15 protein-coding genes are annotated in these 18996 nt (G+C 66.8%); 6 read left to right on the forward strand and 9 right to left on the reverse strand.

The window, feature by feature from the left end:
* Nucleotides 1-133 precede the first annotated feature (133 nt).
* From AC07R7_RS02985 to AC07R7_RS02995, 3 genes are all read left to right on the forward strand, one after another.
* Entirely contained in the window at nucleotides 134-2623 is a 2490-nt protein-coding gene (locus tag AC07R7_RS02985; protein ID WP_494634087.1) for a TonB-dependent receptor, read from the forward strand.
* 144 nt (nucleotides 2624-2767) lie between these two features.
* Nucleotides 2768-4639 (forward strand): glycoside hydrolase family 2 protein, encoded by a 1872-nt coding sequence (locus AC07R7_RS02990; RefSeq protein WP_494634088.1) that lies wholly within the window; start codon nucleotides 2768-2770, stop codon nucleotides 4637-4639.
* 159 nt (nucleotides 4640-4798) lie between these two features.
* Complete coding sequence (locus tag AC07R7_RS02995) at nucleotides 4799-5377, forward strand: helix-turn-helix domain-containing protein (protein WP_492882980.1); 579 nt, start codon at nucleotides 4799-4801, stop codon at nucleotides 5375-5377.
* Nucleotides 5378-5648: 271 nt separating this feature from the next.
* On the opposite strand, the gene AC07R7_RS03000 is transcribed toward AC07R7_RS02995, so the two are convergent.
* Nucleotides 5649-7256 carry a sensor histidine kinase gene (locus AC07R7_RS03000; RefSeq protein WP_494634089.1) on the reverse strand — a complete coding sequence of 536 codons (1608 nt, stop codon included), beginning with the start codon at nucleotides 7254-7256 and terminating at the stop codon, nucleotides 5649-5651.
* 63 nt (nucleotides 7257-7319) lie between these two features.
* Here AC07R7_RS03000 and AC07R7_RS03005 point away from each other — a divergent pair, with 63 nt between their 5' ends.
* Together AC07R7_RS03005 and AC07R7_RS03010 are read left to right on the forward strand one after the other, a co-directional pair.
* A complete protein-coding gene (locus AC07R7_RS03005) occupies nucleotides 7320-7943 on the forward strand; it encodes a response regulator transcription factor (protein WP_492835436.1) in 624 nt (207 codons plus the stop codon).
* A 119-nt stretch (nucleotides 7944-8062) separates the two neighbouring features.
* On the forward strand, nucleotides 8063-8431 hold the full coding sequence (locus AC07R7_RS03010) for a response regulator (protein ID WP_492882976.1): 369 nt from the start codon (nucleotides 8063-8065) through the stop codon (nucleotides 8429-8431).
* On the opposite strand, the gene AC07R7_RS03015 is transcribed toward AC07R7_RS03010, so the two are convergent.
* From AC07R7_RS03015 to manD, 7 genes are all read right to left on the reverse strand, one after another.
* Nucleotides 8432-9319: a TauD/TfdA dioxygenase family protein gene (locus AC07R7_RS03015; RefSeq protein ID WP_494634090.1), complete on the reverse strand. Its 888-nt coding sequence runs from the start codon at nucleotides 9317-9319 to the stop codon at nucleotides 8432-8434.
* Between the two features lie 128 nt (nucleotides 9320-9447).
* The gene (locus AC07R7_RS03020; RefSeq protein ID WP_494634091.1) at nucleotides 9448-11085 is read right to left on the reverse strand and encodes a glycoside hydrolase family 43 protein; all 1638 of its coding nucleotides are present in this window, start codon (nucleotides 11083-11085) and stop codon (nucleotides 9448-9450) included.
* The gene (locus AC07R7_RS03025; RefSeq protein WP_492884362.1) at nucleotides 11082-12311 is read right to left on the reverse strand and encodes an MFS transporter; all 1230 of its coding nucleotides are present in this window, start codon (nucleotides 12309-12311) and stop codon (nucleotides 11082-11084) included. The genes AC07R7_RS03020 and AC07R7_RS03025 overlap by 4 nt, the downstream gene beginning before the upstream one ends.
* Before the next feature lie 139 nt (nucleotides 12312-12450).
* The gene (locus AC07R7_RS03030) at nucleotides 12451-12975 is read right to left on the reverse strand and encodes a low affinity iron permease family protein (protein ID WP_494634092.1); all 525 of its coding nucleotides are present in this window, start codon (nucleotides 12973-12975) and stop codon (nucleotides 12451-12453) included.
* A gap of 86 nt (nucleotides 12976-13061) precedes the next feature.
* Entirely contained in the window at nucleotides 13062-13313 is a 252-nt protein-coding gene (locus tag AC07R7_RS03035) for a hypothetical protein (RefSeq protein WP_494634093.1), read from the reverse strand.
* A gap of 323 nt (nucleotides 13314-13636) precedes the next feature.
* On the reverse strand, nucleotides 13637-15490 hold the full coding sequence (locus tag AC07R7_RS03040) for a hypothetical protein (protein WP_494634094.1): 1854 nt from the start codon (nucleotides 15488-15490) through the stop codon (nucleotides 13637-13639).
* Between the two features lie 10 nt (nucleotides 15491-15500).
* Nucleotides 15501-16712 carry a D-mannonate dehydratase ManD gene (gene manD, locus AC07R7_RS03045; protein ID WP_494634095.1) on the reverse strand — a complete coding sequence of 404 codons (1212 nt, stop codon included), beginning with the start codon at nucleotides 16710-16712 and terminating at the stop codon, nucleotides 15501-15503.
* Nucleotides 16713-16886: 174 nt separating this feature from the next.
* Here manD and AC07R7_RS03050 point away from each other — a divergent pair, with 174 nt between their 5' ends.
* Nucleotides 16887-17651 (forward strand): FadR/GntR family transcriptional regulator, encoded by a 765-nt coding sequence (locus AC07R7_RS03050; RefSeq protein WP_492882964.1) that lies wholly within the window; start codon nucleotides 16887-16889, stop codon nucleotides 17649-17651.
* 6 nt (nucleotides 17652-17657) lie between these two features.
* Here the strand turns inward: AC07R7_RS03050 and AC07R7_RS03055 are convergent, their stop codons facing one another.
* A complete protein-coding gene (locus AC07R7_RS03055) occupies nucleotides 17658-18944 on the reverse strand; it encodes an alginate lyase family protein (RefSeq protein WP_494634096.1) in 1287 nt (428 codons plus the stop codon).
* Nucleotides 18945-18996 lie beyond the last annotated feature (52 nt).

Below are 18996 nucleotides of genomic sequence, written 5' to 3' on the forward strand. Positions count from 1 at the left end.
GGTTCGCGCGGTCGGCCAGGATCGCCCTTCCCTCACGTCAACACGCCCGCCCTTCCCCAAAATAAACCCGCGATTGCTCGAGGCGGGATGGGAAGAGACGCGGCCGATAATAAAGAAAAACAGGGAGTTCGTTATGAGAAACGTCCATTTGCTGGGGGTCTCGGCCCTCGCGCTCGCCATCGCCGCGCCCGCCTACGCGCAAACCACCCAGGCTGACAGCAACTCGATTTCGGAAATCGTCGTCACCGCCACCAAGCGGGAACAAACCCTGCAGGACGTGCCGATCTCGGTCGCCGTCACGGGTCAGCAAACCATCGAACGCGCCCAGGTGCGTGACCTGATCGACCTGCAGTCGGTCGTTCCGTCACTGAAGGTCCAGCAATTCAACGCCGCGGGCCAGACCAACTTCGTCATCCGCGGCTTCGGCAACGGCAACGGCAACGACGGCATCGAAAGCTCGGTCGGCATCTTCATCGACGGCGTCTATCGCAGCCGCTCCGCCGCCGCCCTGGACGACCTGCCCGAGATCGAGCGCGTCGAAGTTCTGCGCGGCCCGCAATCGACGCTGTTCGGCAAGAACGTCTCGGCCGGCGCGATCAGCATCGTGACCAAGAAGCCGCAGTTCGACTTCGGCGCTAAGGTCGAGGGCACCTACGGCAACTACAACACCCGCCAGATCAAAGGCACGGTCACCGGCCCGCTCAGCGAGACCGTGGCGGTCCGCCTGTCGGGCAGCCTGAACAAGCGCGACGGCTACTTCACCAACCTGACCACCGGCGCCGACGTCAATGACCGCGACCGCTGGTCGATCCGCGGCGACCTGCTGTGGGAGCCGACCGACAAGACCTCATTCCGCGTCATCGCCGACTACAACAAGATCAACGAGACCTGCTGCGGCGTGACCTCGATCTTCAACGGCCCGGCCACCCTGGCCATCGGCGGCCTGCTGAAAAAGCCGATCAGCGACACCACCAAGATCTTCGACCGCGACGTCATCTTCAACACCGACCCGGCGAACAAGCTGTCGGGCAAGGGCGTCTCGGGCCAGCTCGACCATGACTTCGGCTTCGCCAAGCTGACCGCGATCACGGCCTATCGGAACCAGAAGAACGCCTCGTTCCAGGACATCGACTTCACCGGCGCGGACATCTCCAACAACCGCACGGCCAACACCATCAAGACCTTCACCCAGGAAGTGCGCCTGGCGTCGAGCGGCGACGGCCCGTTCAACTGGCTGATCGGCGGCTTCTATCAGAATGAAAAGCTGGATACCGGCCGCACCGTCACCTACGGCAACGACATCCGCGCGTTCGCCGACGCGCTGTCGGGCGTCGTCAACACGGCTACCCTGCCGGCCGCGATCCGCCCCGCCCTGACCGGCCGATCGAACCTTTACACCCTGGAGTTCCTGCAGAGCCTGGTGACGCCGTCGATCAAGCCCGGCTTGACCTACTTCCAGCCCGGCCAAGGCATCGACGACTACTACAAGATGAAGCAGGAGTCGTACTCGCTGTTCAGCCAGTTCGACTACAAGGTCACCGAGAAGCTGACCCTGACCGGCGGCCTCGCCTACATGAACGACACCAAGAAGGCCCGCTCGAACGTCGTCCTGAACGACCCGTTCTCTTCGCTGAACCTGCAAAACGTTCCGCAGTTCGCCGCCCTCGGCCTTCCGGTGAACGCCTTCGGCGCCCTGGGCGCCCTGCAGTTCTTCTATGGCAACGACCCGACCCACGGCCCGGTCAACTATCCGAACGCCACCGAGTCCGGCCAATTGAAGGGCGACAAGGTCACCTACGCCGTTCGCGCGGCCTATGACTTCGGCGCGATCAACGCCTACGCCAGCTACTCCACGGGCTGGAAGGCCGGCGCCTTCAACCTGTCGTCGGACAGCCGTCCGCCGAACGCCAACGGCGTGGGCCGCACCGCCCAGCCGGAAAACGTCGACGTCTACGAACTGGGCGTGAAGGCCAGCTTCCCGGGCGGCTACGCCAACATCGCGGCCTTCAAGCAGTCGATCAAAGGCTTCCAGTCGAACGCCTTCACCGGCCTCGGCTACAGCCTGGTCAACGCCGGTGAGGAGTCGGTGAAGGGCTTCGAGGTCGACAGCGCCTGGCGTCCGGTCCAATGGCTGAACCTCGCCGCTTCGGTCACCTATCTCGATCCGAAGTACGACAGCTTCTCCGGCGCGGCCTGCGTGACCTTCGACACCGTTCGCTGCCCGGTCGACCCGGCCACCGGCCGTCGTCCGAACTTCCGCAATCTGACGGGCGACACCCCTGCGGGCATCTCGAAGTGGTCGTTCTCGACCTCGGCGACGATCAACCACGACATCACCGAGAACTGGCAGGGCTATGCGCGCGTGGAATACGACCACAGCAGCAAGGTCCAGCTGACGGAAACCGTGTCGCCGACCCTGGCCAGCTACGGCACCGACATCGTCAACGCCAGCATCGGCGTCGTCCAAACCGCCGGCCAACTGGAGGTGGGCCTGTGGGCCCGCAACCTGACCAACGACAAAAGCCTGATCTCGGCCTTCCCGACGGTGGCTCAGGACGGCAGCTACAGCGGCTATCCGAACGCGCCGCGCACCTACGGCCTGACGGTTCGCAAGAGCTTCTAAGCCGATCTGACGAGGGCGGCCCGGCCTCACGGCTGGGCCGCCCTTTTCCTATACAAAGTGGCCTGACCACCTTTCCTTGCGCCCTGGCCACGGGGCATGCTTCAACCTCTGCGACAAAGCCGAACGGCTGCTGGAGGACGCGCGATGGGAACGGGATTGAAGGCCATGATCGGCGCGGCGTGCGCCCTGGCCGTGCTGGCCCCGCTGGGCGCATCGGCCTCGTCCCCCACTCTGACCCGGGCCGACAACCGCGACGGCCAGGATCTCTCGGGGACCTGGCATTACTCGGTCGATCCCTATCGCGACGGCCTGGCCGGCTTCCACCGCGGCGCGCCCGGCGAGGGCCATCGCCGCTATGACGACGTCGATGTCGACGCCGTGACCAAGGCCAGGCCCAACGCCCTCTACGAATACGACATGGACCGCTCGCCAACGGCCACCCTGCCCCAGGGTTGGGTCGGGCACGATCCGAGCCTGCGCTACTACCAGGGCCTGATGTGGTACGAGCGGCGCTTCGACGCCCCGGTCCTGAAACCCGGCCAGCGCGCCTTCCTGCGCTTCGAGGCGGTCAATTACACCGCCAAGGTGTTCCTCAACGGCAAGAGCGTCGGCGAGCACGAAGGCGGCTTCACGCCGTTCTCGCTGGAGGTCACCGAGACCCTGCGCGCCAGCAACAACCAGCTGACGGTCGGCGTCGATTCCACGCCCCAGGCCGACGGCGTGCCGCCACCGGTCACCGACTGGGAGAACTACGGCGGGATCACCCGGCCGATGCGCCTGGTGATCACCCCTGGCGCCTTCGTCGACGAAGCCTGGGTGCGCCTGACCAGGGACGGCAGGATCGCCGCCACCGTGAAGCTGGACGGCGCGCAAGCCGCCAACCAGGAGGTGCATGTCCGCGTCCCGGAGCTGGGCCTGGATATTTCCGGCAAGACCGACGCCGGCGGCGTCCTCAACGCCTCGTCCGCCGCGCCCAAAAACTTGGTCCGCTGGTCGCCCGAGAAGCCCAAGCTGTACGACGTCGTCGTCCAGGCCGGCGAGGACCGGCTGACCGACCGGGTCGGCCTGCGCACCATCGAAACCAAGGGCGGCCAGATCCTGCTCAACGGCAAGCCGATCTTCCTGCGCGGTATCTCGGTCCACGAGGAGGAGTTCGGCGACAACCCGGCCCGGACCATCACCGAGGCCGGCGCCCGCGCCCTGCTCTCGGAGGTGAAGGAGGGCCTGCATGGCAACTTCGTGCGCCTGGCCCACTATCCGCACAGCGAGATCACCACCCGCGTCGCCGACGAGATGGGCCTGCTGGTGTGGAGCGAGATCCCCGTCTACTGGCTGGTCGACTTCGGCAATCCGCGCACCCTGGCCCTGGCCAGAGGGATGCTGGCCGACAACATCCGCCGCGACCGCAACCGCGCCTCGATCATCATGTGGAGCGTGGCCAACGAGACGCCGATCACAGACCCGCGCAACGCCTTCCTCTACCAACTGGTCGACGACGTTCGAACGCTGGACGACAGCCGCCTGGTCACCGCCGCCCTGCTGACGGCGCGCAAGACCAACGACGGCCCAAATGGCAAACAAGTCGAGATGGGCCTGAACGACCCGCTGGCCGACAAGCTCGATGTGCTGGCCGCCAACACCTACAATGGCTGGTACAGCGACGACACGCTCGACAGCCTGCCCGCCATGACCTGGAAGGCCACCGACAAGCCGATGGTGTTCTCCGAATTCGGCGCCGACGCCCTGTCAGGCTTCAGCGATCCTGCGCTGATGCGCAAGTTCTCCGAGGACTTCCAGAAGAGGTACTACGAGAAGACCCTGGCCATGGCCGCCAAGGTCCCGACCCTGGCCGGCATGTCGCCCTGGATCCTCAAGGACTTCCGCAGCCCCAGGCGCCAGCATCCGATCTATCAGCAGGGCTGGAACCGCAAGGGCCTGGTCTCGCCGACCGGGCGGCGCAAGCCGGCGTTCTTCGTGCTGCGGGACTTCTACAGGCAGAAGGAAGCAGAGAGGTAGAGCCAGACGGGCGGACGGCCATACTCAGGTATAAGTGCGACAGACCAACGCAGGTCCCGGCCAAGCCTTCGTTGAATGGTCCCCAAAGCGGGGATGAAGAACACTGATCGTCGAAACACGGAGCCCCTCTCCCCCCGGGGCGCAACGGAGATCGACGCCATGTCCTATCAACCCGCCGCCCGCAGCTTCGACACCGCCTCAAATCCCTTCGACGGCGTCGTCGCCGGCCAGATCCTGGACGACGAGGTTCGCGCGTTCGCGCCGAACCTAAAGGACATCCTGGCCCGCGCCGAACGCTCGATCGGCGGCGACCTGGACGCCACCCGCGCCCTGCTGGCCCGAGCCAATGCGATGATCGCCGAGGCGACCGAGACGCAAGGCCGACCTCGCGAGATCAGCCTGGGCGGTCTCGCCCCCTGGCAGGCCAAGCGGGTCAGCGCCCATATCGACGCCCACCTCGGCGACACGATCCCGGTCTCGCACCTGGCCCAGCTGGTCACGCTGAGCGCCGGTCACTTCAGCCGCGCTTTCAAGCGGACCTTCGGCGACACCCCGCACGGTCACGTCATGCGCCGGCGGGTCGAGACGGCCAAGGCCATGATGCTGAAGAGCGCCGAACCGCTCAGCCAGATCGCCTATCTGTGCGGCTTCGCCGATCAGGCCCACTTCTCGCGGACCTTCCGGAAACTGGCCGGCGCGACGCCCCTGGCCTGGCGCCGAGCCCACGCAAACGCCTGACCCCCTATGCAATCGACTGCGCGCGTTTGTCGCACACATTCGGCAAGCTAGACCGTTGCCATTCGCTCGGGACTCGACGAGAGTCTTCGGACTCGGCGCACCCCACCGCGTCCGACACCTTTTAAAGCCGGCTGGCCACGCCTCGCGCGAGACCAGCCGGCTTCATTTATGGGTCCCGCGCTAGGCCAGTTCTTGGTCCCGCGCCGGCTCGCGCCCGTGACGATCACGCCGGGCCTTTGGGGTGGCGATCATCTAAGCGATCTCGACGCTTCTAGGCCGTCGGCAGGACCACCTGGAACAGGGCCCCGCCGCCCGGCGCGGTCTCCATGGCGATGCCGCCGCCATGCGCCTCGACGATCGACTTGCTGATCGACAGGCCCATGCCCATCCCCGTCGCCTTGGTCGAATGGAAGGCCTTGAACAGGACTTGCGCGTCCTGCGCCGCCACGCCCGGACCCGTGTCGGCCACCTCCAGCACCACACGATCGTCCGCGCGCCGGGTGCAGAGAGTCAGATCGCGCACACCGTCGCGTCCCGCCATCGCCTGGATGCCGTTCATGGCCAGATTGATGACCACCTGCTGCAACTGCACCCGGTCGCCCCGGACCTCGCCGACGTCCGGCGACAAGGCCATGATCAGTCGGACATCATGCGCCGCCAGTTCACGCTTCAGCAGCAGGGCGGCGTCCTCGATCGCCGCGTTCAGCGCCACCGGCGCGCGCTGCGGATCCTTGTTCGAGGCCAGAGCGCGGATGCGGCTGATGATGTCCGAGGCCCGTTGGCCCTCGACGATCATCCGCCCCATCGCCGCGCGGGCCTCTTCCAGGTCGGGCTCGGCGCGGTTGATCCAGCGCAGTCCGGCCTCGCCGTTGGTGACGATGGCGGCCAGGGGCTGGTTGACCTCGTGGGCGATCGAGGCGGTCAGTTCGCCCAGGGTAGAGACGCGGGCGGCGTGGGCGAGATCCGCCTCGGCCTTGCGCAAGGCGTCCTGCGCCGCCAGCCGATCGCTGATGTCGACAATGCCGATCAGCACCGTGCCTCGCTTGACCCCGTCGCGGGGGTAGCAGGTGGTGAACAGGGCGTCGAACTCGGTCCCGTCGGCCTTGTAGAACCGCGCCTCGGCCTCGTAGCTATGCCGCCGCTCCAGCGCCGCGAAGACGCTCTCGGCGAACACGCCTTCGCTGGACCGGGGCCAGAACCGCGACACCGAACCCAGAAGCTCTTCGCGGGGTGCGCCGAACAGGGCGACGGACTTGTCGTTGACGTCGACCACATTCGAGACCTCGATCATCCGGCGGACGACCTCCGGATGGGCGGCGACGTGGGCGCGGACATCGGTCACGCCTTGCCCTTGCAGTTCGGCCAGCATCTGGCTCAGGCCGTTGAAGTCCAGCTCCCAGAACGACACGGCCATGGCCCGAAAGACGTTGCTATAGCGATATTCGCTGTATTTCAGGGCCCGCGCCGCCTCGCGGGCGGCGGTGACGTCGCGGCCGGTCTCCAGAACTTCCGCGGGCGCGCCATCCGCGTCTCGACGCAGAGTCCAGCGACCGTCGACGACCACGGTCTCGCCGGCGGCCGTGGTCCGCGTCAGCTCGCCCTCCCAGTGACCGGTCTCGATCAGCTGGGCCTTGATCGCCGCGATCTCGGCCGGATAGCGCGTCGCCAGCAGGACGTCGGGATCACGACCCACGGCGTCCTCGCGCGCATGGCCGTACAGCGCCGACGCCCCGCGATTCCAGAAGGTGATCCGGCCCTCAAGATCGCTGACGAAGATGGCGTCGTGCGCCGCGTCCAGCATCTCGGCCAGTTCCTGGCGGCGACGCTCTACGTCTTCGGACGCAGCCAGGGCGAACATCGCGGACGAACTGTCGATCATGCGGCCCCATCTCCAAACGCCTTTATTGACGAGGCGGCGCGGCTGGTCCAGCTAACGAACACGATGGCCTCCCAAACAGTCCATATCGTCGATGACGACGGCGCCCTGCGTGAAGCGCTGGGCAGCCTGTTCCGGTCCGTGGGGCTGGAGACCAAGGCGTTCGGCAACGCCCAGGAGTTCCTGCAGTCAGGCCACGCCCACGACGCCGGCTGCCTGGTGCTGGACGTGCGCCTGCCGGGCCTTTCGGGCCTGGACTTCCAAGAGAAGCTGGCCGCCGCCGACATCCGCATGCCGATCGTGCTGATGACCGGTCATGGCGACATCCCGATGAGCGTGCGCGGCATGAAGGCCGGGGCCGTGGACTTCCTGACCAAGCCCTTCCGCGACCAGGACATGCTGGACGCCGTCGCCGCGGCCCTGGAACGCGATGCGGCCTCCCGCGCCCAGCAGGGCGGCCTCGACGACCTGCGCGCCCTCTACGAAACCCTCAGCGGGCGCGAGAAGCAGGTCATGGCCCTGGTCGCGAGCGGGCTGATGAACAAGCAGGCCGCCCACCAACTGGGCCTGTCCGAGATCACCGTGAAGATCCATCGCGGCAACCTGATGCGCAAAATGGAGGCCCGGAGCCTGGCTGACCTGGTCCGCATGGCCGAGACGCTCAAGCTGCGGCCCGAAGACCCCTCGTGACGGGCCGTCTTGAACGATCCTTACGCAAGGCCACACAAACCTCCGTATAATTTCCGCGACCGCGGTTATCGGGCACTGATCATGACGCGCCCCGCCGTCGCGCGTTCGAGGAAGCCCGCTTGTCCCCCTCCCCCCTCATCTGTGTCGTCGATGACGACGACTCGGTCCGCGTCTCGCTGGAGGGGCTGCTGCGATCCCTGGGTCATCGCGTCCAGGCGTTCGACAGCGCCACGGCGTTCATGGCCTCGGCCGCGCGCGGTCTGGCCGACTGCGTGATCAGCGACCTGCAGATGCCGGGCATGACCGGCGTCGAGATGAAGGAGGCCATGATCGCCGCTGGCGAGAACACCCCGGTGATCCTGATCACCGCCTTCGCCGACGAGACCCAGAGGCTCCGCGCCGAGAAGGCGGGCGTGACCTGCTTCCTGCCCAAGCCGTTCACCGGCGAGGCGCTGATCGACTGCCTGAACCGGGCTTTGATCGGCTGACTAGAACGACTTGTCGCCCTTGATCGTCACGCGCTCGACGATCCGCTCCTGGGGCCAGTAGTCGAGGATCGCGTAGTGCTGCGTCGCGCGGTTGTCCCAGAAGACGATGGCGTTCGGGGTCCAGCGGAAGCGGACTTGGTATTCGGGCGCCTTCACCCGGTCCAGCAGGTCGGCCAGCAGCGCCTTGGCCTCGTCCTCGGGCAGGCCCAGGATCCGGGTGGTGAAGACCTTGTTGACGAACAGGTGCTTCTCGCCGGTCTCCGGATGGATGCGGACCACCGGGTGGATCATCGGCGGATACTCCGCGCGCAGCGCCTGGCGCTTGGCCTCGTCGACGCGATAGCCGTAGCTCTGGATGATGTCGTGCTCGGCCGTCAGGGTCGCCAGTTGGTCCTTCAGAGCCCGCGGCAGGTCGGCATAGATGGCGGCGGTGTCGGCGAACAGGGTGTCGCCGCCCAGCGGCGGCATGCGCCGCATCCGCAGGACCCCGCCCATCGACGGCGCCTCGCGGAAGGTGACGTCGGTGTGCCACTTGTTGGCCGCGCGGACGAGCGGGACGATCTCCTCGCGCAGCTTCATGCCGTCGGCGGCCTCGATATGCAGGATCTCGGGGAAGCCCGGCACGTGGGCGGTCACCGGATGGCCTTCCAGTTCGCCGAAATAGCGACCGAAACGGACGTGATCCTCGTAGGAAATGTCCTGGTCGCGGAAGAACACCACCTTGTGGCGCAGCAGGGCCGCGCGGATCGCCGCGACGATCTCGGGCGTGAGCGGCTTTGTGAGGTCGAGACCGGAAATCTCGGCCCCCAGCACCGTGCTGACGGGCGTGACCGTCAGGCCGGCATAGAGGGCGGCGTCGGCCTGTGAAATCGAAACAGGGGCGTTCACGGCGGTCTCCCTGGGCCGTCTGGTGCGGCCCCGTGGGAGCGACCTTAAGAGCGAACAGGGTTCACTCAACTCACAATTTCTGATCTCCCCTACACCCGATCTCCCCGGCCTTCGCCGGGGGTCGGGATTTAGGGATTTTCGAGCACGGCCCGGTACGCCCGTTCCTCATAGTCGAACCAGTCGAAGTCGGCCGGCGCAGCGGTTCCGGACGTGTCCTGGCAGGCCATGCCGACGAAGGCGCCGGTGAAGTTCGGCGCGCCCGGCGCGGTGGCTTCATCCGACAGGATCGAGGCGTCGAACACCTCCGGCAGCCAGGTCCAGGCGCCATCGCCCTGCCGGAAGCCGAAGCGCAGGCGCTCGAAGTCGACCTCGACCCGCAGCTCGACGGGGCCGGCGGCCAGCGGGATGGGCGCGGTGAAGCTGTCGGACTGCGGGCTATCGGGGCTGCAGCTCATCACCCGCAGATGCTTGCCGATCGCGTCGTCGTGGCCAACGTGCAGATAGTGCAGCTTGGAGCCGTTGTAGTAGCAGATCAGCCCCGCGGCCTGCTGGAAATGCTCGGGCTCGAAGTCCAGCACCGTGGCGGCCGAGTAGCAATGGGCCTGCTGGCGTCGGGCGACCAGGGCCTGGCGGAAGACGCTGCCCACGCTCTCGCGGCCGTAGAGGCGCAAGAAGCCGGGCCTGGCGGCCAGGCTGAAGATCTCGTCCGGATACGGTGTGCGCAGCCATTGGAAGTCGATCGGCAGGTCCGGACCGTCGAAATCCGCGCGCACCGGCGCCGTGGGCCAGGGGTGCTCGGGCAGGTCCGGCGCGGGCGTCTCCAGCGTCGGGTCGCCGGAACCGTCCAGGGTGCGCGGCCAGCCGTCCTCGCCCCAGACCAGCTTCTGGATCGCCGTCTCGCGCCCCAGGGGGCAGCGGCCACGATTGGGGAGCGGACGACCGGCCAGATAGACCGCGTAGGTCTCGCCGTCGGCGGTCTCGACCAGGTCGCCGTGGCCGGCCCGTTGCAGCGCCACGTGCGGCCGGTCGCGGGATGTCAGGACGTAGGTCTCGGGGTGCAGTTCGTAGGGGCCGTCGAGGCCGCGCGACCTTGCCATGGTCATGGTGTGGCCCCAGCCGGTGCCGCCCTCTGCGGTGACCAGATAGTACCAGCCATCGCGCTTGTAGAGGTGCGGCGCCTCGGTCAGGCCGATCGGCGTGCCCTCGAAGATCACCTTCCGCTCGCCGACCAGCTTCCGCTCGGCGACCGAATATTCCTGCAGCACGATGCCGGCGAAGCGGCTCTTGCCCGGCCGGTGATCCCACAGCTGATTGACCAGCCACTTGCGGCCGTCGTCGTCATGGAACAGCGACGGGTCGAAGCCCGAGCTGTTCAGATAGATCGGGTCCGACCACGGGCCGTCGATCGTCTCGGCCGTGACCAGGTAGTTATGAAAGTCTCGCAAGGACGCGCCCGAGGCCCCGCCGACCGTGGTGCGGCCATAGCGCTTCACGTCGGTGAAGATCAGCCAGAACTTGCCGTCGGCATGGGTCAGGCACGGGGCCCAGACGCCGCAGCTATCGGGGTCGCCGCGCATGTCCAGCTGGCTCGGACGGGTTAGCGGACGGGTCAGCAGCCGCCAGTTCTTCAGATCCTTCGAGTGATGGATCTGGACGCCGGGGAACCATTCGAAGGTCGAGGTCGCGATATAATAGTCCTGCCCCACCCGCACGATCGACGGGTCGGGATTGAACCCGCGCAGGATAGGGTTCTGGATCACGCTCATGCCTTTACCGTCCTGGAAGCCCCGTCTGGCGCGGCGCGGTCCTTGACCAGCGTCCACAGCAAGACCGCCCCGGCGATGTCCAGAACGCCCAGGGCCACGAAGAACGGGTCATAGCCGATCGTCGTCACCAGCCCGCCGATCAGCAGCGAGAAGATCAGCAGGCCGAGATTGCCCATCATGCCGGCCAGGCCCGCCACCGTGGCGACCTCATCGCGGCGGAACAGGTCCGAGGCCATGGTGATGACGGTCACCGACAGGGTCTGGTGCGCGAAGCCGCCCAGGCACAGCAAGGCGATGGCCGCGTAGGCGCTCTCGACCTTGCCGACGAACACCATGCCGGTCATCAGGACCGCGCCCAGGGTGAAGGCGATGCGACGGGCGTTGATTAGCGAAACACCGCGCTTCTGGAGGAAATGCGCGATCACCGGCCCGGCCAGGCAGCCCAGGTCGGCGGCCACGAACGGCATCCAGGCGAACAGGGCGATCTGCTTTAGGTCGAAGCCGCGTGTCTGCGACAGATAGAGGGGCACCCAGAACGACAGCGTCCCCCAGGTCGGGTCGGCCAGGAAGCGCGGCAAGGCGATGCCCCAGAACTGGCCCTGCTTGAGGATCGAGACGATCGACGGCTTGGCTCCAGTGGCGGTCAGGTGCGCCTCCTGGCCCGCGGCGATCAACGCGCGCTCCTCGTCGGTCATCGACGGGTGCCGCTCGGGCGAGCGGTAGAAGAAGAGCCACAGCACCACCCAGACCAGGCCGAAGGCGCCGGTCAGCACGAAGGCCGCTCGCCAGTTCCAGGCCAGCACGGCCCACACCACCAGCGGCGGCGCCAGCACGGAACCGATCGAGGCGCCGATGTTGAACACCCCGCCGGCGAAGCCCCGCTCCTTGGCCGGAAACCAGGTCGCCACCGTCTTCATGCCGGCCGGCTGGGCCGAACCCTCGGCCAGGCCCAAGAAGGCGCGAAGGAAGGCGAAACCCTGCCAGTTGTGGACCAGCCCGTGGGCCATGGCGATCAGCGACCAGGCCGCCGCGAAGACGGCGAAGCCGGTGCGCAGACCTAGAGTGTCGAGCACATAGCCGCAGACCGGCTGCAACATGATCCCCAGCTGGAAAGCGCCGGTGATCCAGGAATACTCCTTCACGGAGATATCCAGGTCCTTCATCACGGTCGGGGCGGCGATGCCCATGGTCGAGCGGGTCAGATAGTTGACGATCGCGCCCAGCATGACCAGGCCGATGATCCACCAGCGCAGGGCTTTCAATTTCGGCAAGGCGGCTCTCCCCGTCGGGCGCGCTCAAGCCGGCCCATTGGATGGTACCGCTATCGCCGATAAGATCTGACGTCCACCCTGTCGTGGTCTGATATCATCCGGCCTTCCTGGACGGCGGATGACCGGCCGTCAGGGCCTTGGCGCGGCTGGCGGCGCGGGTCGATACGGACGGCGCCGTCTTGGTCGACTTGGCGGAAGCCTTGCCCTTGGGCCGGACCTTGAGACGGGCGTCCTTCTCGGCGGCCACCTTCTGGAAGGCTTGCATATGCCTGTCCGCCCGCTGCTTGCAGTGGGCGTGTATGACCTCGAGTTCCTTGTCGGTCAGCTTCTCGATGCCGATGAATTCATCCTCGGCCTCGGTGGTGGCGCGGATCAGCTCGTCCAGCTTGGTCTGCAAGGCCAAGCCGTCGCGGTTCTGGGTGTTCTGGATCAGGAACACCATCAGGAAGGTGATGATCGTCGTGCCGGTGTTGATCACCAACTGCCAGGTCTCGGAGAACTTGAAGATCGGCCCCGTCACGGCCCACAGCACCACCAGGCCAACGCAGATCAGGAACGCGGGCGGACTGCCCGTGGCGCGGGCCGTGACGTTGGCGAATTTGGCGAACAGCTTGTCCACGAGCGACCTCCGGAGCCTTTCCGCGGAAAGGCTCCATCTTCTTGGGGTTCGAGCGCGCTACGCGCTCGGGATCGCCCCGGTAACGCCTAGACGGGCGCTGAAGCTCCGCGCTGTGGCCTCGGCTGGTGCGGAACCCGGGCGCCCTGTCGCTCGATCTCGCCGATGAAGCGGTCCTTGCCGTCGGCGGCAGACTCCCAGACGAAGACGCCGACGCAGTCGTGCGCCGCCGCGACCTCGGCCGCCAGTTCCAGGGCGTCGACATCGCCCTCGGCGGCGTTGGCGATGAAGGTCAGCGACACGCCGTCGGCCCGTCGCGGGTAGAAAAGGTAGGTGGGCATGATGCGAACTCCTGCCTTTCGAGCGGGAGTGAAGCCGGGGCTTCGTCTCTCAGTCATCGGCGCTCGAGAAGGCCGTGCCGATGATAGCCAGAGCTTAACACCCCGATTTGGGGATATCGAGCAAATACAGCCAAGTCGAAAAATAAATGTTAGTCGTAAACCCGACATTCACGCGCGCGTGATTGCTATAAACCACCGAAATACATGATGAATAGGAAGTACTCTCGATCCGTGGTCAACGTCATGATTGACCCTTGATCTGCGATCGAGGCTCGAGAAACAATGCTTCGGATCCCCACCCACGAAAGCCGGGGGAGATCAGCTTATCTGTAGCGGATCGTCCAGCTGACCCTGATCGGCCCATTCAGACCGGCGGCGCCGGTGCAGCTGGTCAAGGCCGTCATCGCGCCGGTCGGGCCGCGATAGGCCTTCTCGTCGACCAGGGCGCGGGTCGAGCAGGCCAGGCCCTCGACCTTGAAGCCGGTGACGTCACCGACTCCGAACGTCGTTGTCCCGCCCCTGGTCACGGCCTTGCCCGAGAAGCTGGCGAAAGCCAGGTCCACGGCCCTCACGGCGACACCGGACTTGGGCGTGAACACGTCCGTGCGGCGGATAAGGCCCGGCTCCAGGATGTAAGTCGTCCTGACACTGAAACGGTCGTCGGCGACCGGGGCCTTCTGGCCCAGGCGGTCCAGCTGGTCCTGGTCGTAGGTCACGGTCGTCCGCGCGCCCCGCCCGTCCACCCTGACGTGGGCGGCATAGGCCAGCGGCGCCAGCTGCGCGCCATCCGCCAGGGTGATGCGCGGCAGCAGTTGCGGGAACACGCCGTCGGCCACGCCCTGCAGCAGGCCCGGCGAGAACGGGATCGGATAGTACGGCGTGTTCATGTGCTGGCTTTCGCCGCCATTGATGATCGGCAGGGCGATCACGCGCCTCTTGTCGCGCAGGGTCACGACCAGCCGGTCATTCTTGCCGCGCGCGAACCAGGTCACCGTCCGCTTGGGCAGCTTGTCCAGCCAGGCGCTGAAGCCAGGGTCGGGCGCCTTGTCCTTGAAGCCCAGCGCGTCCCAGATCGCGCTGGTATAGATGTACTGCCGACCCAGGCTCAGGTTCTCGCCAAGGATCCGGTGCTTGCCGCGATACGTGTCCGTCCGGCGGCCATGCTCCCACAGGTCGACCGAGCCTGTCCCGGGATCGAACCAGAAATCCATGTAGCGGGCCGCCACGCGCGACGAGAACGCATAGGCCATGGTCTTTTCTTCGGGCGTCAGCACGTCCAGCTTGGCCGCGGCGGTCAACACCTCCAGGAAGGCCGTCTCGCCATAGGCCCCGATGCTGCGGCCGTATTCGAAGCCCTCGCCGCGAAGGTTCAGGCGCGGCAACATCAGATCGACCGAGCGGCGCAGCCATTGGCGCACCTCGGGCGTGGCGGGCATCCCGGCCTCGATCAGGCGGTGGCTGATCTCGCCGATCAGAAGCACGCTGTAGCGGTCGAAGCGCCCCTCGCCATCGGTCTCGTCGGCGAAGCCGTACTCACCCGAATACTTGCGATAGTGATCCAGCGTCTTGCCTAGCAGGGCTTCGCTGGCCGAGGCGTCCTCCCAGCCCAGGCGATAGCGCAGCCGCGCCACGCTGAAGGCGACGCCGTAGTAGTTGTTGGGCAGGTTGATCAAGGTCAGGTCGTCGGCGCGCACGAAGCGCCGCCAATCCAGCTTGGCCTTCAGCTTCTCCAGGGTCGCCGGCGCGATCGCCTCATCCAGCAGGCCGGCGTCCTTCAGCATGTGGATCGCCTGGCAGTAGTAGTAGACGCCCCAGGTGTCGTTGGGATCGTCGACGGTCAGGTCGGCGATCTGGCGGTAGGCGGCCAGGTAGCGCTGGAACTTCGGATCGGTGCGCGGAGTGTCGACGATCAGGTAGGCGAGCCCGATGGCGATCTTGCCGGGCAGGAACTTGTCGTCGGCCTCGAACACCTTGACCCCGTCCAGGGTCATGTCCCGCTTCTCGGCCAGCAGCGTCTCAAGCAGCACGGCGGTCTGCGGCAGCAGGCGCTTTTCCACCGTCTGGTTCATCGGCGCGACGGCGCCGGCATACAACGGCCCGCGCGGGTTCTGGTCGGCGGCGAAGGCAGGCGCGGCGACCGCGAAAGCCGCCGCCGTCAGCGGAAGAAGCTTGCGCAACGCAGTGGCCTTACCAGTTGAACATGGTCCCGTCCTGAAGACGGTTCACCGGCAGGTAGGCGCGCTTGTATTCGTACTTGCCGGCCAGTTCCTCGTCGATGTCGACGCCCAGGCCCGGCTTGTCGCCCGGGTGCAGCATGCCGTCGTCGAAGGTGTAGGCGTGCGGGAACACGGCGTCCGTCTCCGGCGTGTGGCGCATGTATTCCTGCAGGCCGAAGTTGGGGATCGACATGTCGAAATGCAGGGCCGCCGCCATGGTGATCGGCGACAGATCGGTAGCGCCGTGGCAGCCGGTCCTGACATGGTGCAGGTCGGCGAAGGCGGCGATCTTCTTCAGATTGCTGATCCCGCCCGCGTGCAGCACGGTGGCCCGCAGATAGTCGATCAGTTGCTCCTCGATCAGCTGCTTGCAGTCCCAGACGTGGGCGAAGATCTCGCCGACGGCCAGCGGCGTGGTGGTGTGCTGACGGATCAGGCGGAAGCCGGCCTGGTTCTCGGCCGGGACCGAGTCCTCCAGCCAGAACAGCCGGTAGGGCTCCAGGTCCTTGCCCAGGCGGGCGGCCTCGATCGGGGTCAGGCGATGGTGGACGTCGTGCAGCAGGTGCACGTCCCAGCCCAGGACCTCACGCGCCTTCTCGAACAGCTTCGGCACGTGGTTCAGGTACTTGGCGGTCGACCACAGGTTCTCGGTGGGCAGGTTGCCGTCGGCCGGCTCGTAGAACATCTTGTCGCCGGAGACGCCGTAGGTGCTGGGCAGGCCCGGCACGCCCGTCTGCAGGCGAATGGCCTTGTAGCCCATGGCCTTGTACTTCACCGCCTCGGCGATGGTGTCGTCGATGGTCTCGCCATTGGCGTGGCCGTAGACGGTGACGCCCGTGCGGCAGGCGCCGCCCAGCAGTTGATAGACCGGCAGGCCCGCGACCTTGCCCTTGATGTCCCACAGCGCCATGTCGACAGCGGCCAGGGCGGTCATGGCCACCGGGCCGCCGCGCCAGTACGAGCCGCGATAGAAGAACTGCCAGATGTCCTCGATCTGATGGGCGTCGCGGCCGATCAGGCTGGGGACCATGTGATCTTGCAGGAAGCTGACCACCGACAGCTCGCGCCCGTTCAGGGTGGCGTCGCCGACCCCGGTGACTCCGTCCTCGGTCGTGATCTTCAGCGTCACGAAGTTGCGGCCGGGACAGGTGACGATGACCTTGGCGTCGATGATCTTCAGCATGGACCTGGAGTAGCTAAGCGAGACCGTAAAGTGGCCTGACCACTTTTAGCGACTTATCCGACAAGAAGCTAGTGACCTTGCCACTCGACCGGCTCAAGCCCCGTAGCGCGAACATCGGCCATACAATAGTCTAGGCTCGCGCCGACGCCGCGTCGGCTCGATCAGCGAAAACACATGACCACTTCGACGGCCGAAACCCGCAAGCTCTACCAACAGGTGGCGAATTCGATCGCGGATTCGATTCGCGACGGCACGCACCGTCCTGGCCAGCGCCTGCCGTCCGAGCGGGATCTGGCGGAAGACTACAAGGTCAGCCGCCCGACCGTTCGCGAGGCGATGATCGCCCTGGAAATCCGCGGTCTGGTCGAGGCCCGTCACGGCTCGGGCGTCTATGTCACCGAAGCTCCGCGCGCCGAGGTCACCGCGCCCGAACTGGACATCGGCGCTTTCGAGCTGACCGAGGCCCGCCGCCTGATCGAGGGCGAGGTCGCGGCCCTGGCCGCCGCCACCATCACCGACGAGGAACTGGCCGATCTGGCGACGATCATGGACGATATGGTCGTGGAGAATGACAGCGACCCGCGCGGCGGCGAGCGCGCCGACCGCCGTTTCCACGTCACCATCGCCCAGGCCAGCCGCAACAGCGCCTTCGTCACCGTCGTCGAGAACCTCTGGGACCTGCGCTACAAGTCGCCCCTGTGCCGCGCCATGCTGGAGCGCGCCCGCCAGGTCGGCGTTCGCCCGTTGATCGACGACCACCAGGAGATCCTGCGGGCCCTGAAGCAACGTGACCCCACCGCCGCCCGCAACGCCATGCGCGAGCACCTGGGCCGGGTGATCGACAACCTGCTGACCGCGACCGAGATCGACGCGCTGGAACGGGCGCGCAACGAGGTGGCCGCCCGGCGGACGGAGCTGGCGAGAAGGTCGGCGATCTAAAGCGACCTACTTTCGATACGCCCCGATCACCAGCCGGCTTTGCGCCGCCGGGTCCTTCTTGGCGATGAAGTCGGCCTTGGCCGCGAAGCTCGCGTCGCCGTAGGCCGCCGCCGCCAGGTCGTAGAGCGGCAGCGCTTCGTCCGTCGCGTCCTGCGGCTTCAGTTCCTTGTACGGAAACGCCGCCTCGTCGCCGACATAGGGCGCCAGATAGTCGAAAGCGGCGCGGATGCCCTGCCCCTTCGGCCCCTTGTAGCCCCACAGGTCGACGCCGACGCAGGGGCCCAGTTCGGCCAGGCCGACCAAGGGTTCAAGCGCGAAGTAGCTGTAGTGCAGGCCTCGGGTGCGGGCGAGTTCCTTGGGCATCTTGCCGTCGGGGTCGATCTGCGGATCGATGCGGGTCTTGCCCGCCTCGGCGATCACCGTCCTGGCCAGGTCCGGCCGGCGGGCGAACAGCGAGAAGGTCGCCAGCTGGTAGTCGTACCAGATGCCGTGGTTGTTCTGGGCGGCGCGTTCTTCCTTGGCGGCCGGCCCTGTTCCCAGCCAGGCGACGTAGTCGCCGAACCAAGCCTCCAGTCCCTTCTGCTCCGCCGGCGCGAGCGCCTTGGAGGGGGCCAGGAGGCCGATCGACTCGACCACGCGCAGCAGGCGGAAGGTGTCGAGCACGCCCTCGGCGCGGCCCAGGGTGCGGCCGGGCACGCCCTGGGCGTAGCTCATGGACGGTTTCATGCGCGTGGCCGGATCCAGAAACCACACGCGCAGCAGCTGGGCGGCCTTGGTCGCGTACCTGGCGTCGTCGGTGAAATAGTAGGCCAGGGACAGGGCCTCGACAGCGCTGGCCATGCTGTCCATGCGCACGGCGTCGAAGGCGTTGGTGTTCCTTTCTGGATTCACCTCGCCGTCCTTGCGGATATAGGGCTCGCCGGTCGGTTGGGCCGGATCCGGCCACCAGTACGGGCCCATCGAGATGTAGTCGTGCTTGTCGCCGCTGGGCGGGACGCGGGTCTTCTCGGTGACGGCGTAGGATGGACCGTCCAGCGCCTTGTCGGCGCGGGCCAGCAGGGCCTTGTAGGCCGGCGCCACGGACGGGGCGGCGAGATGGGTCTTGGCGGCCTTCAGCCATTGCGGCTTCCAGCGGAAGGTGCGGCGACCGTCGAAGTCGGCGGCATAGCCGTCCTCGGCCTTGCAGACCGGACCCGTTTTACCTTGAGGGGCGGCCAGGGCCGGCGCGGCGGTCGAGAACGCGCCGACGGCGACGGCGCAAAGGGCCAGGGTTCGGATCGTCGAGCGGATCATCGGGTCTTCCCTCCTCCTCGTGTCGCCCGCCGCGTCGAGGCCGCGAGCCCGC

Source organism: Caulobacter sp. GW821-FHT05F04 (assembly GCF_059419665.1).